The sequence below is a fragment of the Mucilaginibacter sp. genome (assembly GCF_025362475.1).
In the GTDB taxonomy this organism is placed as follows: domain Bacteria; phylum Bacteroidota; class Bacteroidia; order Sphingobacteriales; family Sphingobacteriaceae; genus Mucilaginibacter.
The window spans coordinates 62,853-79,128 of record NZ_JANYGH010000055.1 but is presented as its reverse complement, the minus strand read 5'-3'; the positions used below and the strand labels follow the sequence as shown (position 1 = coordinate 79,128).

Genomic DNA, 16,276 nt, shown 5'->3' with positions numbered 1-16,276 from the left:
AATAAAATGCACACCGAAGTATTAAATATAAGCAAGAACGAATGTACTGTTTGCCAGGTTGATATGTGCCTGTCATTCAATCCATTTGTGGAACATTTAAAGGAACGTGTAATTACCGAGAAAACCCTTAAAAGTGAATTCTATAAATATGTACTTAACAAGTTTGAAACGGATACCTGTATAGACCTGGAATTGAACCCGGAACATGCAGAAAAATACCGTGGAATGCTGGAACTTGTTTTTAGCATACTCACCCCGCCCATACTCAACGAAAAGGAATTTTATTGGGCATTAAGCACTCCGGTACCTGATAAAATTTTTTTTAGCACAGAAGCATTCTTTAATTTCCATTCCAGTCATCACTCTGGTTTGTACGTGGTAGATATGCCCGGTAGTGAGCTGTTTACCCAACGCCAGAGAAGGTTTGTTTACAACCTGATATTGGAGCGCATGTATGGTTTTAGCACAGTGCTTAAAAACGAACTTTTGTACAGCTATGTTGACCCGGAAACAAACCTCACCAGGTATTACAGTATCTTCACCAACCCACAGTTTGTAACTATCATTGCAAAAGGCGAATTACCCAAATTAAAGTTTGAAACGATAGAGCCTTACCTAAATGGCTTTGAAGGAATAGAGGTATTAGAAAACATCTTACCGCTATCAAATTTTATGTTCCGTGGTTTTACGGTGATCACATTAACGGATATTACTCTTCCGCATGCGATGGAAAGCATCAGGAATGAGTTGGTTAATCACTCCGCAAATGAATCTGAGCAGTATGATCATATTATCAAGTCATTAAAAACTTTGTCTGAAGATCCCTCTATCGAATTTGGCTTAATGCCGTTTTTAACCGTTAATAACAAGCCGATATTTGACAAGAATGAATGCTCGCAAAGTATTTTAATATCATCAGCAAAGCAATATAGCATGGCCGAAGAGGCTTTTCTGTCAGTTGCTGAAGATTACAGTAAAAATCCTAAACCTTTATTTTTTAATATCATCAGTGATGAAAAGGTAGCGAAATTTCCTTTTCTTAAAGTATTAAAACAATCCGGAATTAAGTCGTATGGAATTTTCCCGGTTTATTATAATAAAAAGAACGTAGGCATAATGGAAGTATACTCGTATAAGGAAATAGCCTTTTACGAAAAGCTGCTGTCCAAATTGCAAACCGCTATTCCGTTAATTGCCCAATTACTGCAAAATAGTATCGACCAATTCGATGAAAAGTTAGAGAAAGTAATTAAAAATAAATTCACTTCGCTACAGCCATCTGTACAATGGAAATTTAATGAAGTAGCCTGGACTTATCTTACACAAGGAAACAAAAAGCATAAGAACCAGGAAATAGAAACCGTGGTTTTTAATAACGTTTACCCGTTGTTTGGCGCAATAGATATTCGTAACTCCACTATAGAGCGTAACACCGCCTTACAGGATGACCTTGAAGCGTTGTTAGTCCTCACCATAGATACTTTAAAGAAGGTAAAAACACAAATTCACCTCAGTCTTATTGATAACCTGGTATTTAAGTGTGAAGAGTGGCTGCAAAAAGTTAGTGGTTTTATAACTACCAATGATGAGCTTACACTGGATAGCTTTTTGCAGGATGAATTGAATCCGTTTTTAAATCATTTCAGGCAAAACTATCCAGAGGAAAAGCCGGTGATTGATAAGTACTTTGATGCCCTGCCCGAAGAAACCGGCCTTTCATTTGCCAACCGCCGCAACCTGGAAAACTCTATGCAGCTCATCAACACCAGTATTAACAATTACCTGGAGATGGCTCAGGATGAGGTACAAGGATCGTTCCCGTGTTATTTTGAAAAATTCAGAACCGACGGGGTTGAATATGATATTTATATTGGTCAATCTATCGCGCCTCACAAAGCATTTGATCTGCTGTATCTGAAAAATATTCGCCTTTGGCAATTACGGTCTATGGCCGAGATAGCCAAGTTAACCAACAGCTTAACCGACCAGATATCCCGCCCGTTACAAACTACACAGCTGATATTTATACATTCAAACGCTATTGATATCAGTTTCAGGAACGACGAAAGGCGTTTTGATGTAGAGGGAGCTTATAACATACGTTATGAGGTGGTGAAGAAACGAATAGATAAGGTGTTAATTGCAGGCACGGTTGAACGCCTCACCCAACCAGGTAAAATTGCGATGGTATATTTTAATCAGATGGAGGCCACTGAGTACCAGGAATATATTAAATACTTGCAAGATCGTCATATCCTCAATAATGATTTGGAATATCTCGACCTGGAAGAATTACAGGGCGTTACAGGCCTAAAAGCACTAAGAGTAGGTGTTAATTATGATTTTAAATCATAAAATAAAGTTATGTGTTGTAATAATCAATACATAGCCGGTTAGTTTTAAAAACGTAGATAACTCAACATATAACCTATGAAACCTCCATTACTGTTTTTATTGGGAATTGCCTTGTTTATCACTAATAATATAAGTGCGCAATCATTAGGCGATAGTGTAAAATTGGCCATCGAACCTCAATACAATGATGTAAGCGGTACTCACCCTTTTTTTCTTGGAGAGAATTACCGTAAACTATGGGCAGCTCCGGTAAAGTTCAGCGTTTTTCATATATCAACAGAAAAGGGCGGCTTAAAGATCTTGCAGAGGGGCGGAGGGAAACAAACAAAATCTTTACGCCTGCAAGACCCCACAGGGCAGCAATGGGTATTACGGACCATCCAAAAATACCCGGAGAATGGCTTACCGCCCGACCTGAGGCCCACAGTAGCGAAGGATATTTTACAGGACCAGGTATCTGCCGCGCATCCGTTTTCGGCATTAACTGTGCCACCATTGGCATCAGCATTAGGAATTCCGCATTCTAATCCTAAAATTGTATATGTGCCCGATGATCCCGCATTAGGCGAGTACCGTAAGGATTTTGCCAACCAGGTTTTCCTGTTCGAGGAACGTGAACCACTGGATGCTGAAAAAACTGAGAACACCGAAAAAGTACAACAAAAGCTTCAGGACGATAACGATAATCGCGTTGATGAAAAGATAGTGTTACGGGCCCGCCTTCTGGATATGCTATTGGGCGACTGGGATCGCCACGAAGATCAATGGCGCTGGGAAAAACAGGAAGGTAAACATGAAACCATCTATGAGCCAGTACCCCGCGACCGCGACCAGGTTTATTATAAAACCTCCGGGCTGTTCCCCTGGATAGTTGCGCATCAGTGGTTAAAATCAAAATTCCAGGGATATAGTGAAGAAATAAGGGACATTAACGGATGGAATTTTAATGCCCGTTACTTTGACCGCTACTTTTTAAATGCCCTGAGCGAAGATGACTGGAAACAGCAGATAGCTTTTGTGCAAAGTAAGCTGACCGACGATTTGATCAAAAGGGCAGTTAAACTGATGCCTGATACCATATACAAGCTTTCGGGCCCGGGAATTATCAAAAAAATGATAGCCCGACGGAATATACTTGATAAACAGGCAATGGAATATTACCGCTTCATATCCAAAGAGGTAGAGATTCCAGCGAGCGATAAAACGGATAAATTCAACATCAATAACCTGCCTGGCGGTAATCTTTCGGTAACTGTAAATAAAATCAAAAAAGACGGCGGTATTGACAAAGTTACCTATCAACGCACTTTTAAACCGGATGTAACACAGGAAGTAAGATTGTATGGTTTTGCCGGTGATGACCAATTTTTAGTAACAGGTACTGAGCCCTCGCCTATAAGGGTACGCATGGTTGGTGGCGATGGGGTGGATAGCTTTTATGTAGATAAAAATCTGCATAATAAAAGCAAGCTTTATTTATATGATCGATCAGATCAGTCGAATAAATTACCATCCCCAACAGAGGTAAAAATTCGCACATCAACAGATACCGCGGTTAATCAATACGATAAACAAAGTTTTAAATTCAACAGGTTTGAGCCAATTGTACTGGCTAATTACAGCACAGATCTTGGTATATCTCTTATCGGCGGTTTTTCTTACGAAAAACATGGTTTCCGTAAAGAGCCATATGCTTTCAGGAATGAGTTTTTAGTAAATTATAACTTGTCCAGGCAATCGTTCCTGTTAACGTATTATGCCAATTGGAGGAAGCTGATAGGGAATAATGACCTGTCCATTAATTTTGTTTCACTCGGACCCCATAATCTTAGTAATTTCTTTGGGATAGGTAACAACACTGTTTTCGAAAACAAGGGTGATAAAAAAATCTCGTACTACCGCAATCGTTATGATTTTGTAGTGGCCGATGTTTCGTTGCGACAGACGCAGGGTAACTGGCATCTAAGTGAAGGTATTGCGGGGCAATATTATAACAGTAGCATATCTAATAACAGCAACCGTTTTTTAAACAATTACGATCAGTTAAATCCGTCCGAAAATGTATTCGGAACCAGGTTTTATACCGGGGCACTGGTAACAGCTAAACTAGATACCCGCAATAAAGCAACAATACCTACCAAAGGAATCTATTGGAGTACTACCCTTAGCGGGTTTACAGGATTAAGTTCTGGTAGTCATAACACTTACGGGCAAATACTATCAGAATTCAGCTTTTACTTGAATCCCGACAGGGACTCGGTACTGGTTATAGCCAACAGAACTGGTTTGGGTACTACCGTTGGAGATGCCACCTATTTTCAGCTAATGAAATTAGGCGGAACCCAAAACTTCAGGGGTTTTCATACCAACAGGTTCACCGGTAAGTCTATCGCCTACAACAACCTGGAACTTCGCCTTAAAGTGCTTGATTTTGCATCTTATCTGCTGCCCGGTTCAATAGGTGTTATCGGCTTTAATGATGTAGGCCGTGTTTGGGTACCCGGCGAAAAATCCAGCCAATGGCATGATGGCTACGGCGGCGGTATTTACATCATCCCTGCGCAACTGGTTTTAATTGAAGCAGTGATGGGCTTCTCAAAAGAAGGATCATTACCTTACATTACTATTGGATTGAGGTTTTAAGCTTCACCTGTCCATGACGTGTTTGTCTAATCGCGCAAAACTTACGAAGTTTTCGAAACTTCGTAAGTTTGATCCCGGCGATGCCCTGTCATTCTCCCTTCAGAGGATAAACATTTTTAATTAAAGAAGAAGTATATCTATCTGGTGTGCATGTACCATATTTACAATTGGCGACCATGCAAAAACAGTAAACCGGCCATCTTGGGAGGCCACCAAAGCAATTGCATCTTTTTGATCAAACACAAATTGCGCTGCAGATAAATGCCGCGTACCGCCGTTTTGTGCCGGGTGGATTATTTTTGTTGAGCAGCCAACAACTGGCTCGGTAACAATAATCTCTTCTACACGCGTGCTTTTTGATGAACGGCCTATTTTGGCACCAAAGGCAAGCAGCTCATGCTTATCATTAATTACCGTGGCACCATCTATAGAGGTTAACCCACCAATGGTATCAACTGCACGGCGTAGTTTTTCCTGCCAGGAAGTATGATATTTTTCAATACCTTCATGAATCATCAGGTCGGTAAGACCAGAGAAAGCCGGCGAAACCGGGTAGGATATAGGAGAAATAATGGATTCTGTCCAGTCATCGCTCCCGGATGGTACAACCAGCAGTATACCGCCACGTTTATGAGCTTGCATAGACGCCGCTAACTGTACCAGCACATTCACCGGATCGTTCCAGGAAGATGGCAAGGTAAAATCAAGCATAGAGGTAAGAATGGTGGGGCAGTCAGATAGGGTAGAGCCTTGTTCATCAACTACCTTAATATCGTCACCTTTTAAAATGGCTATATTCACAAACTTACCAAAACCATCAACACGCCGGTGTTTTACAACCAGCAATCCAGGCTCTATTACCTCCAGTACAAAACAATAGGCAGGTATGGCAAGCGTTGTTCCCCATACGTAAAGTTCCCCATCTTCTATCCAAACGCCTAAGTGTATCCCCGGTTGCTGCACAGCCGAAGCAAATTTTGTAAGAATATTGGGCGCAAGTTTTATTTTATGTCCAAACAACAGTGGTTGTCCGGCGCTTTCAGGCGGTAAAAAAGCCAAAGTAAATTTTGGCGAATAACCTTCTTCGCGACGTAGGCTCGCCCAGAAGGATATATCGATAATAGCCTCAATAGTTGCAATATCAGGTGTTGGCGCGGCCAGGTCGACGCTTTCTACATTTACCATTGAATGGAAATGTTTAAAATGCCGCTCTAATGACGGAGCTACAACGCGGGCAGCTTTATAAGTTGGTTCAGAGGTAATACTCCTTGATTCCATATTGATTATAAGATGATTTCCGACTGGTGCGGCCGGTTAAATAGATTGTACTACCCAAAAATAGCGGTTCTTTATCGCCATCACAAACAAATGCCTCAAAATTGCAATTAGCCGATAATTGGGCAACATGCTGATTAAATTATATGTTTATTTTTGAAATTATTTTAAATCCTGATCCCGCATAAATGTTTGATACTTTTTTACAATACGTAGCAGATTACTCATCATTAAAATTATCTGATGAAGAAATTGAAGTGATAAAAAAATCCTTCAAGCTCAAAAAGCTGCGTAAAAGACAATACCTTTTGCAGGAAGGCGATATGAGTAAATATATCTCATTTGTAACTAAAGGAGCTTTAAGGCAATATACGGTTGACGATAAGGGTCATGAGCATATTGTGCGTTTTGGTATAGAGCGCTGGTGGATGGGCGATTATGAAGGCTTCACTATGAAAACTCCCAGCCGCTATAATATTGATGCTATTGATGATTCGGAACTGTTGCAAATATCGTATGAGCAGCTAGAGGATCTGAAAAAGAAAGTCCCTGCTATTGAAGCCATGGTAAAAAAGATAGACCAGCGTAGTTACGTTTCACAACAAAGAAGAATTCATTCCTCTATTAGCAATACCGCCGAGGACCGTTATATAGACCTCCTGAATACCTATCCCGATTTTTTGCAGCGCTTCCCTCAAAATATGATCGCATCGTACCTGGGCATATCGCCAGAAACCTTGAGCAGGATACGGAAGCAGATGGCGGGTAAGTAATTTATTTTTACTTTTAGGCCATGGATAATGCTACCGTCCCAAACAGATCGAAATTAAGATTTGCCTGCGGAGTTTTCTTCTTTATTTCGGGCTTTGGATATTCGTCCTGGGCATCACGCATACCATCTATACAACAACAGCTTCATTTAAACGAGGCGCAGTTAGGGGCGGTTTTGCTTGCCTTGCCAATAGGCTTGATGCTTACTATACCCATAACCGCGAAAATGCTCAAGCACTTTAGTAGCAAAAGTATTATGCTTATTGGCGCTATCGCTTTCAATTTATTATTATGTGTACCCGGCTTTACCACTTACGTATGGCAATTGGTTATACTACTTTTTTTCTTTGGCTCGGCACGCAATATATATAACCTGTCAACAAACTCCCAGGCGGTGAGTGTACAGGCATTTTACGATAAATCTATCATGGTAAACTTTCATGGCATTTGGAGTATTGCCGGTTTTGCCGGTGCCGCTGTTGGATACGTCATGGTATCTTATAATGTGGGTGCATCCTGGCACCTATTATTAGTTGGAATAGCAATGCTTATCACAACAGCTATTTTTTACCCGCACATTTATTATGAAAAACCAGTTGTTACATCGGCCACATCTGGCTTTAAATTACCTGATAAGCATCTTATAAAATTTGCATTGATATGCTTTGCCTCCATGGCTTGCGAAAACACGATGTATGATTGGAGCGGCATTTATTTTCAAAAGGTGGTTCATCCGTCTAAATCAGCGGCAACAGCGGCATTTGTTGTTTATATGGTATCCATGACCATTGGCAGGTTCACCGGCGATAGACTGGTGGCCTCAGTAGGAATAAAAAAAGTACTTACATTCAATGGTATCCTGGTAACCGCAGGGCTATTATTTTGCATTATTTTACCCTATACCTACACCACCTATATGGGTTATGGCATGGTAGGGCTGGGGGTATCATGTATTGTGCCATTGGTATTCAGTATGGCCGGTAAATCACAAAGCATGAATACCAGCCAGGCACTCGCAGCTGTTTCAACTGTGGGCTACCTGGGTTTCCTGATCATACCACCCGCAGTAGGCATTATAGCACAGGCAGCCGGCCTGCGCTGGGCATTTGGAATGGTTGCAGGTTTCGGGGCATTGATTATTGTGATGGTATCTCAACTTAAAGAAAACGCCTAAAATAAGCGAATCACCTCGCATCTTTGTGCGAAAAGCTTCATAACTATATTGATATAGTGGTCTTCTCCAGAAAAAAAACTCCAATTATTCTTGATAAATATCAACGTTCTTTTTTGCCTTTTGTCATTTGGCAGCATTTAGCGTTACCCCATCTTTGTTATGTAAATAATACACAACAAAATGAAAAAGATAGTTTTAATAACAGGAACAAGCACAGGGTTTGGTAAATTAATGACCCAAACTTTAGCTAAAGAGGGGCATACTGTAATAGCTGCCATGCGTGGTACAACCGGTAAAAATGAAGCCGCTGCTAAAGAACTGGCCGTATTACCTAATGTAGATGTTGTTGAGCTGGATGTAACCAGTGATGAATCTGTAATAAATGCCTTCGCTCAGTCTCTGGCCAAACATGGCAGGATTGATGTATTAGTGAACAATGCAGGCATAACAGGTTATGGCTTAGCCGAAGCATATACCATTGACCAGGTAAAGAAAATGTTTGAGGTTAATTTTTACGGAGTTTTGCGTACCTACGATGCTGTGCTTCCTTCCATGCGGGCAAACAAAAATGGCCTTATCATTAATATTTCTACTGGCGCCAGCGGCTTTACATTGCCATTCATGGTGCCCTACATGGCCTCCAAATTCGCGATGGAATCATTAACAGAAGGTTTTAATCATGAACTGAAGGCTTATGGAATAGAGAATGTGTCAATACAAAGCGGTGTTTACCCAACCGAAATGAACAACGGCAGCAAAACAGGTTTGAACGCGGATAAGGAAGATATCATTGCAGCCTATGGACAAGATGCTGTAAATACATTCAACGCGATGGGTGGTGCTTTATTTGGCAAAATGGCTGATTACAAAATGGATCCGCAAACCATTGCTGATGGCGTACTCGATTTGATTAACCTTAATAAAGGCGAACGCCCCTTACGTTACCCATTGGATGCTATTGCACAGGGCGCAGATCATGAATTTGTAAAATCACGTGCCGAGATCAAAGATAAATGGGCAAAGAATTACGGATTTACTTTATAAGTAATACCTTGGCGGCATAAAAAAAACAAACGTGTGTCTCTTCAATTTATTTGTAGAGACACACGTTTGCATTTCATATCACATTAAGAACCTTTAATTTATCTGCTATGGAATTGTCTCTTCATATTATTCTGCAAAAGCCGCCTGCCAATGTTGACTTTGGTTTGCAAAACGGATCGGGTAGCAAATATGAAACTGTGCAAACACAGCGATCCAATTCAACAGACCTGCATTTTTATTTAACAATTATGGTTAAGGGCGACAGGCAAAAAGATAGTTTACCCAAATTTAGCAGCCCATTTATACAAGGCCCATACCCTAACAACTTTATTTATTTAGATATAGGAAGATTAGCCGGGCAGATCGGCTCCTGGGAAAGAAGGCTTAAAATTCCACTAACCGGCATTACCTGGGAAATTATTGATCAGCTTAAAACAGAATCCAATTTAATTTTAGAAACCAAAGTTCCGGGAACAGCAAAAGATGGAACGCCAAATTGTGCAACGGTTAAACCTTTTGACGGCTGGAAAATAACCTCAACATCACCAATAAATTAAAAAACATATACACCATCAATGGAAACTCAACAGGAAACAACAACAGCGCTATTAATAAAAATGGCGATATCAAACTGGGAATTACAAAATACACGTTTAAATGCGCTGTTAAATAAACTGACGGATGATCAACTTTCTGCCCAAACCGCTCCCGGCCGCAACAGTGGTATATATCTACTGGGGCATCTGGCTGCAGTAAGCGATGGTTTATTTACCTTTCTGGAACTTGGCGACCGGCTTTACCCGCAATTGGATGAAATCTTCCTAAAAAATTCAGATACATCGGGGCTTGAAAAACCGTCAATTGCCGATATTAAAGAATACTGGAACCATGTAAATACTACGCTCAAGCAAAAATTTGATGCGATGCAACCCGAGGAATGGTTTACAAAACACAGCGCTGTATCTGCCGAAGATTTTGCAAAGGAACCACATAGGAATAAATTAAATATTTTGATCAACAGAACTATTCATCAGGGATATCATATGGGTCAACTAACTTATTTGGTGAAGAAAGACTAAAAGGTATGCGCATTCTAAAAAGGCCTGTCACCTTGAGCTTGTCGAAAGGTCGAGCGCAGAGGCCTTTGCCCACATGCTTCGACAAGCTCAGCAGGACAGCCTTTTTTTAAACATCACCATATTTTACAACCACCTATCAAAAGTTGTAGAATGTCAGATTTACGAAGTTTTGAAAACTTCGTAAATCTTTCGCTATCTCTCAGCTTCCCCCTCTAAATCCGTTGCTTTTATAGCCTACAATACGGGTTTTTATTAGAATTAACATAGTTTATCTCAATTCTCCCTGCTAATTCCATAAATTCTTCCCCATCCTGACATTTAGATGATCTCAATTTTACAAAGCGATGGTACTATGGATCAATAAACAGTCATATATTTGCTTAACGCTGTTAAATAATTTATCACGTAAACAAAATGGCCAGTAAAGAACGTATTCAACGCTTAAAAGACGAAACCAGGATCAATATTCTGGATGCCGCTCTCCACATTGTAAAAGAGGAGGGATGGCAGGCTTTAAGTATGCGCAAAATTGCTGATGTGATTGAATATACAGCACCCATCATATATGAGTACTTTGCCAACAAGGAGGCTATCCTGTTAGAGCTTGCACGTAAGGGTTATCTTATTTTGGCTAAAGATCTTAGAACTGCCCACGAACAACACAACTTGCCAGAAAAACAACTGGAAGCTATGTGGTTGGCCTATTGGAATTTTGCCTTTGCAAACAAAGAGCTTTACCAGATTATGTTTGGTATAACTACCAATTGCTCATGCGAGGAAGTAAATAAACTCGAAGAATCGGTGATGCCATGGGACCTGTTTACAGATGTCATAGGAAAAGTAATGCACATCGAAGATCCCGCGTCTGATGTGATCTGTACTAAGTATTATACTTTCTGGTCTGTTGTACATGGTTTGGTTTCTATCAACTTATTGAGCCGCGGGTCATCAGACGCTATCAATCGCCAGGTATTAATGGATGCTATTACAGGTATCATCAGATCAATAAAACCTGAGTAATTTTTTAACATAAAAATAACAGTGTTAAGTTATTTAACAGTGTTAAGTAACTTTAAATTAAAAACAAATTAATAATAGTAATACCATGGATTTCAACTTCTACATACAATTAATCAACAGCGTTAAATCACCTGACATAACCATATCAAACACCGCTGCTAACCGCCGTTAGCGCTGTTAATTTTACTTATGTGGTTATTATTTCAATGAATTACACACATAATAACAATTAAAACAATCAACTCTACATATATCTACCGGCCGCGAGGCCACAAATCAACACTCTATCCATCACTTTAAATTAATCATCATGAAAAGTATCACTTTAGCGCTTTTAGCACTTACATTATATGGTTGCTCTCCCAAGCCGCAAACGCAGCAGGCACCGCCTCCACCATCATTACCTGTAGCAAGTATAGCATCAGGCACACAAACTACTTTCCAGGAATATCCTGCGTCAATTGAGGGTACTGTAAACGTAGAAGTTAGGCCGCAGGTAAGCGGCGCATTGGATAAAGTATTTGTTGACGAAGGTGCTTTTGTAAGTGCCGGTCAATCTATATTTAAAATAAATGATCAGCCTTACCGCGCAGCATTAAACAACGCCCTTGCAAGCTTACATGCCGCCCAGGCAGCTGAAGGCAATGCACAACTGGAAGTAGATAAACTAACTCCATTGGTTGAAAACAAGGTAGTTTCTGATTACCAGTTAAAAACAGCCAAGGCAGCTTTCCAGGTTGCAAAAGCTAACATCGAATCGGCTAAGGCAAATGTATCAACCGCGCAGATCAACTTAGGTTATACCTTAATTAAAGCTCCTGTAAGCGGCTACATAGGTCGTTTGCTTAAAAAACAAGGAAGTTTAGTTACTCCGCAGGATGTTGAAGCACTAACCCAGTTATCAGATGTACACGATGTGCATGTTTACTTCTCTTTAGGCGAAAAAGATTTTGTAGCCTTTAAAGAACAATATCCCGGCGAAACTTTGAAAGACAAGCTTAAGCATTTACCATCAGTATCATTATTATTAGCCGACGGCAGCGAATACGCTAAACAAGGTAAAATAGATGTGATCGACGGACAGTTTGATAAAAACACAGGTGCCATCACCATCAGGGCAAATTTTGCCAATCCGGATGGTTTATTACGTGCCGGTAACACCGGTAAAGTACGCCTGAGCTTGCAACATACTGATGCCCTGATCGTACCAGAATCGGCTACGGTTGAAATGCAGGATAAAGTGTTTGTTTTTGCCCTTGCAGATAGCAACAAGGTGAAAAAAGTACCTATCGGCATTGTTGGCAAAAGCGGCGAAAACTACCTGGTTAAGGATGGTCTTAAAGTTGGCGATCAAATTGTGTTAAGCGGCATGGACCACTTAGTTGAAGGCATGGTAATAGCGCCTCAAAAAGCTACCGATAAAGTTGCCGCTTTAAAATAAGAGTCAAGAGTTAAGAATCAAAAGTCAGGAAAGCTGCGAAAATCGCGCAGTGAGTTTACTACTCCTTTGGTTTAGCGCTCTGTAAGAAACAAAATTAAGATAGAAACGGGTTAAGACTGGAATATAGATGATAGACAGGTTTTCTGTCTTGATTCTTGACTCTTGATTCCTGACTCCAATATCAAATTATAAAAGAAAAAGCCATGTTTCAAAAATTCATAGAAAGACCGGTACTTTCCACAGTGATCTCCATATTATTGGTGATAGTTGGTGTACTTGGTTTAACAAAATTGCCCTTAGAGCGATTCCCGAATATAGCACCTCCGGCGGTATTGGTATCTGCTGTTTACCCGGGCGCTAATGCCGAAACTATTTTACGTTCTGTTACGCCTTCGTTAGAAGAAGCGATTAACGGTGTGGAAAATATGACCTATATGACCTCCACTGCCAGTAACGACGGTACTTTGGGTATCACAGTTTACTTTAAACAAGGTACTGACCCGGATCAGGCGGCTGTAAACGTCCAAAATCGTGTTTCACAAGCTACAAGCCAGTTACCTGCCGAAGTTGTACAATATGGTATAACTACTACCAAGCAACAAAACAGCTTCATAGGCGCTATGGCTATCTACTCAGAGGATCCAAAAAAATACGATCAGACCTTTGTGGCCAACTATGCACAGATCAATATTGTGCCCGAAATGAAACGTATTCCGGGTGTAGGTTCGGCCAGTATATTTGGTGGTGTTAAGGATTACTCAATGCGTGTTTGGCTTAATCCCGGTCAAATGGCAGCTTACAAAGTTACGCCTGCCGAAGTAATGGCAGCTATTCAGGACAAGAACCTGGAAGCCGCCCCCGGTAAATTTGGCGAACGCAGTAACGAGGCATTTGAATATGTAATTAAATATAAAGGTAAACTTACCAAACCAGAAGAATATCAGAATATCGCTATCCGCGCCAATGCAGATGGTTCTGTATTGCATTTAAAAGATGTAGCACGTGTTGAACTGGGTGCCTATTCTTATAACAGCGTAAGTAACCTGAACGGACACGACGGTATTATCATAGGTATCATACAGCTGTCTGGTTCAAATGCTAACGAAATTCAGATCGGGATTGATAAGCTGATGCTGAAGTTATCAAAGGATTTTCCTGCCGGCATTAAATACAACCAGTTCTATCGCACCAAAACCGACCTTGATGAGTCAATTAACCAGGTTGAGCATACATTGATAGAAGCCTTTATACTGGTGTTTATAGTAGTATTTATATTCCTGCAGGATTTCAGGTCTACCTTGATCCCGGCCATAGCGGTTCCTGTCGCCATCATCGGTACTTTCTTTTTCATGAATCTCTTTGGCTTCTCTGTTAACCTTTTAACCCTGTTTGCATTGGTGTTGGCCATAGGTATTGTGGTGGATGATGCCATTGTGGTAGTAGAGGCGGTGCATGCCAAAATGGAACATGACCCAAGCCTTACCCCCAAAGCGGCAACTACCGAGGCTATGCGCGAAATTACCGGCGCCATTATATCTATTACGCTGGTTATGGCAGCGGTATTTTTACCGGTAAGCTTCATGGTAGGTTCAACAGGTATATTTTATCGTCAGTTTGCTTTAACCATGGCTATAGCCATCATTATATCTGCTGTTAACGCTTTAACATTAAGCCCTGCACTTGCCGCTTTGTTCTTAAAGAACAAACATAGTGCTGACGGGCATAATGAACCTAAAAAGGGTTTTGTAGAAAAATTTTATGCAGGTTTTAATGGTGGTTTTAATTATATGACCAGCAAATACCTTGTAGGCTTAAAGTTCCTGATCCGTAAAAAATGGTTTAGTATAGGCGGCCTTGTATTGGTTGTGGCATTTACATTTTACCTGGTAAATAAAACAAAAACAGGATTTATTCCTACCGAGGATCAGGGTTTTGTGGCCATAGCTGTTAATACACCATCCGGAACTTCATTAAGCGGTACTAATAAAGTTTTTAAACAGGCCGAAGACCAGTTGAAAACTTTACCATCAGCAAGGTTTGTTACCGCATTATCTGGTTTTAACTTTTTAACACAATCCAGCAGTCCATCAGCCGGGGTAATTTTCCTGTTGTTAAAACCTAACGAGCAAAGGGGCGCAGTTAAAAACATTGATGATATACAGAATATAGTAAGAGGGAAATTAGGTGGCATACCGGGTGGTACCTTCTTCGTGTTCAGTTTTCCAACCGTTCCAGGATTTAGTAACGTAGAAGCGCTTGATGTGGTGCTACAGGATAAAACCAACGGCAAACTGGATAAATTTAGCGGCGTTGCCAATAACTTTATAGGAAAGCTGATGGCGAAACCGGCTATCGCTTATGCCTTTACTTCTTATAAAGCAGATTATCCACAGTTACAGTTAGAGGTTGACGATGAAAAGGCCAGCCAGTTGGGTGTAAATGTTAAAGACATTTTGCAAACTATGCAGGCGTACTTTGGTACAGCCCAGGCATCAGATTTTAACCGCTTTGGTAAATACTACCGGGTGGTGGTTCAGGCAGATATTGCTGACAGGACAGATCCATCTGCCATTGACAGGGTGTTTGTTAAAAATAAAACAGGTGAAAACGTACCTATCAATACACTGGTGAAACTAACCCGTGTGTATGGTTCAGAAACGGCGTCACGTTATAACCTGTTTAACTCTATCGAGATCAATGCTATTCCTAAACCGGGTTATAGTTCCGGTGATGCCATCAAGGCCATCCAGGAAACAGCGCAGGAGCAATTGCCATCGGGTTTTGGCTACGAGTTCTCTGGCCAAACCCGCGAAGAAATTTCTTCTGGTGGTCAGTCGGCTGTTATATTTATGCTTTGTTTGATATTTGTATATTTCTTATTATCAGCACAGTATGAAAGTTACATATTGCCACTGGCGGTAATCTTTTCAATCCCAACAGGTATTTTAGGTGTGTTTGTGGTATTAGGTTTAACCGGTATCGAAAACAACATTTACGTACAGGTGGCTTTGATCATGCTCATCGGTTTGCTGGCCAAAAATGCCATCCTTATTGTGGAGTTTGCGGTACAGCGACGCAAAGCCGGGCATGGTTTGGTTGAATCGGCAATTGAAGCAGCAAAACTAAGGATACGCCCGATCATTATGACATCACTAGCGTTCGTATTCGGTTTGTTCCCAATGAGTATCGCTACAGGCCCATCAGCGCAAGGTAACCACTCTATTAGTATAGGTGCTGCCGGCGGGATGGTATCAGGAGTACTGTTAGGTTTATTCATAATCCCGGTATTGTTCGTGGTATTCCAGGGCTTGCAGGAAAAAATTAGCGGTGCGCCATTGGCAGTATTAAACAGTGGAGGTTCATCTGCCCATAAAAATGGCCATGCCATTGAAGCGGAAGAATTGGAACTGCAAAAAAATTAAGAATAGAATCAAGAGTTAAGAATCAAGAGTCAGGAAGAAAAGTAAAAGTTAC

Annotated in this window: 11 protein-coding genes; 10 read left to right on the top strand and 1 reads right to left on the bottom strand. The window is 40.8% G+C overall.

From position 1 onward, the window contains the following. The first annotated feature begins 6 nt into the window (after positions 1-6). Both Q0R88_RS17815 and Q0R88_RS17810 read left to right on the top strand, forming a co-directional pair. Entirely contained in the window at positions 7-2,355 is a 2,349-nt protein-coding gene (locus Q0R88_RS17815; protein ID WP_295718699.1) for a GAF domain-containing protein, read from the top strand. 75 nt (positions 2,356-2,430) lie between these two features. Further along, on the top strand, positions 2,431-4,998 hold the full coding sequence (locus tag Q0R88_RS17810; protein WP_295718698.1) for a hypothetical protein: 2,568 nt from the start codon (positions 2,431-2,433) through the stop codon (positions 4,996-4,998). A gap of 120 nt (positions 4,999-5,118) precedes the next feature. Here the strand turns inward: Q0R88_RS17810 and Q0R88_RS17805 are convergent, their stop codons facing one another. Continuing rightward, positions 5,119-6,276 carry a putative sensor domain DACNV-containing protein gene (locus tag Q0R88_RS17805; protein WP_295718695.1) on the bottom strand — a complete coding sequence of 386 codons (1,158 nt, stop codon included), beginning with the start codon at positions 6,274-6,276 and terminating at the stop codon, positions 5,119-5,121. A 185-nt stretch (positions 6,277-6,461) separates the two neighbouring features. On the opposite strand from Q0R88_RS17805, the gene Q0R88_RS17800 reads away from it, so the two are divergent. From Q0R88_RS17800 to Q0R88_RS17765, 8 genes are all read left to right on the top strand, one after another. Further along, positions 6,462-7,046 carry a Crp/Fnr family transcriptional regulator gene (locus Q0R88_RS17800; RefSeq protein WP_295718694.1) on the top strand — a complete coding sequence of 195 codons (585 nt, stop codon included), beginning with the start codon at positions 6,462-6,464 and terminating at the stop codon, positions 7,044-7,046. 20 nt (positions 7,047-7,066) lie between these two features. After that, positions 7,067-8,218, top strand: a complete 1,152-nt coding sequence (locus Q0R88_RS17795; protein ID WP_295718692.1) for an MFS transporter — start codon at positions 7,067-7,069, stop codon at positions 8,216-8,218. Between the two features lie 180 nt (positions 8,219-8,398). Beyond that, a complete protein-coding gene (locus tag Q0R88_RS17790; RefSeq protein ID WP_295718691.1) occupies positions 8,399-9,262 on the top strand; it encodes an SDR family oxidoreductase in 864 nt (287 codons plus the stop codon). A 107-nt stretch (positions 9,263-9,369) separates the two neighbouring features. Further along, on the top strand, positions 9,370-9,819 hold the full coding sequence (locus tag Q0R88_RS17785) for a DUF5990 family protein (RefSeq protein ID WP_295718690.1): 450 nt from the start codon (positions 9,370-9,372) through the stop codon (positions 9,817-9,819). A gap of 18 nt (positions 9,820-9,837) precedes the next feature. After that, a complete protein-coding gene (locus tag Q0R88_RS17780) occupies positions 9,838-10,341 on the top strand; it encodes a DinB family protein (RefSeq protein WP_295718689.1) in 504 nt (167 codons plus the stop codon). Between the two features lie 414 nt (positions 10,342-10,755). Beyond that, positions 10,756-11,361: a TetR/AcrR family transcriptional regulator gene (locus Q0R88_RS17775; protein ID WP_295718687.1), complete on the top strand. Its 606-nt coding sequence runs from the start codon at positions 10,756-10,758 to the stop codon at positions 11,359-11,361. Positions 11,362-11,671: 310 nt separating this feature from the next. Then, positions 11,672-12,802, top strand: coding sequence for an efflux RND transporter periplasmic adaptor subunit (locus tag Q0R88_RS17770; protein WP_295718685.1), 1,131 nt, complete (start codon positions 11,672-11,674; stop codon positions 12,800-12,802). A 203-nt stretch (positions 12,803-13,005) separates the two neighbouring features. Continuing rightward, the gene (locus Q0R88_RS17765) at positions 13,006-16,224 is read left to right on the top strand and encodes an efflux RND transporter permease subunit (protein WP_295718684.1); all 3,219 of its coding nucleotides are present in this window, start codon (positions 13,006-13,008) and stop codon (positions 16,222-16,224) included. The last annotated feature ends 52 nt before the right edge of the window (positions 16,225-16,276 follow it).

Excerpts from the sequence above, each read along its gene's own strand:
- Q0R88_RS17815 (WP_295718699.1), top strand. The coding sequence starts at position 7 with ATGCACACCGAAGTATTAAATATAAGCAAGAACGAATGTACTGTTTGC.
- Q0R88_RS17810 (WP_295718698.1), top strand. The coding sequence starts at position 2,431 with ATGAAACCTCCATTACTGTTTTTATTGGGAATTGCCTTGTTTATCACT.
- Q0R88_RS17805 (WP_295718695.1), bottom strand. The coding sequence starts at position 6,276 with ATGGAATCAAGGAGTATTACCTCTGAACCAACTTATAAAGCTGCCCGC.
- Q0R88_RS17800 (WP_295718694.1), top strand. The coding sequence starts at position 6,462 with ATGTTTGATACTTTTTTACAATACGTAGCAGATTACTCATCATTAAAA.
- Q0R88_RS17795 (WP_295718692.1), top strand. The coding sequence starts at position 7,067 with ATGGATAATGCTACCGTCCCAAACAGATCGAAATTAAGATTTGCCTGC.
- Q0R88_RS17790 (WP_295718691.1), top strand. The coding sequence starts at position 8,399 with ATGAAAAAGATAGTTTTAATAACAGGAACAAGCACAGGGTTTGGTAAA.
- Q0R88_RS17785 (WP_295718690.1), top strand. The coding sequence starts at position 9,370 with ATGGAATTGTCTCTTCATATTATTCTGCAAAAGCCGCCTGCCAATGTT.
- Q0R88_RS17780 (WP_295718689.1), top strand. The coding sequence starts at position 9,838 with ATGGAAACTCAACAGGAAACAACAACAGCGCTATTAATAAAAATGGCG.
- Q0R88_RS17775 (WP_295718687.1), top strand. The coding sequence starts at position 10,756 with ATGGCCAGTAAAGAACGTATTCAACGCTTAAAAGACGAAACCAGGATC.
- Q0R88_RS17770 (WP_295718685.1), top strand. The coding sequence starts at position 11,672 with ATGAAAAGTATCACTTTAGCGCTTTTAGCACTTACATTATATGGTTGC.
- Q0R88_RS17765 (WP_295718684.1), top strand. The coding sequence starts at position 13,006 with ATGTTTCAAAAATTCATAGAAAGACCGGTACTTTCCACAGTGATCTCC.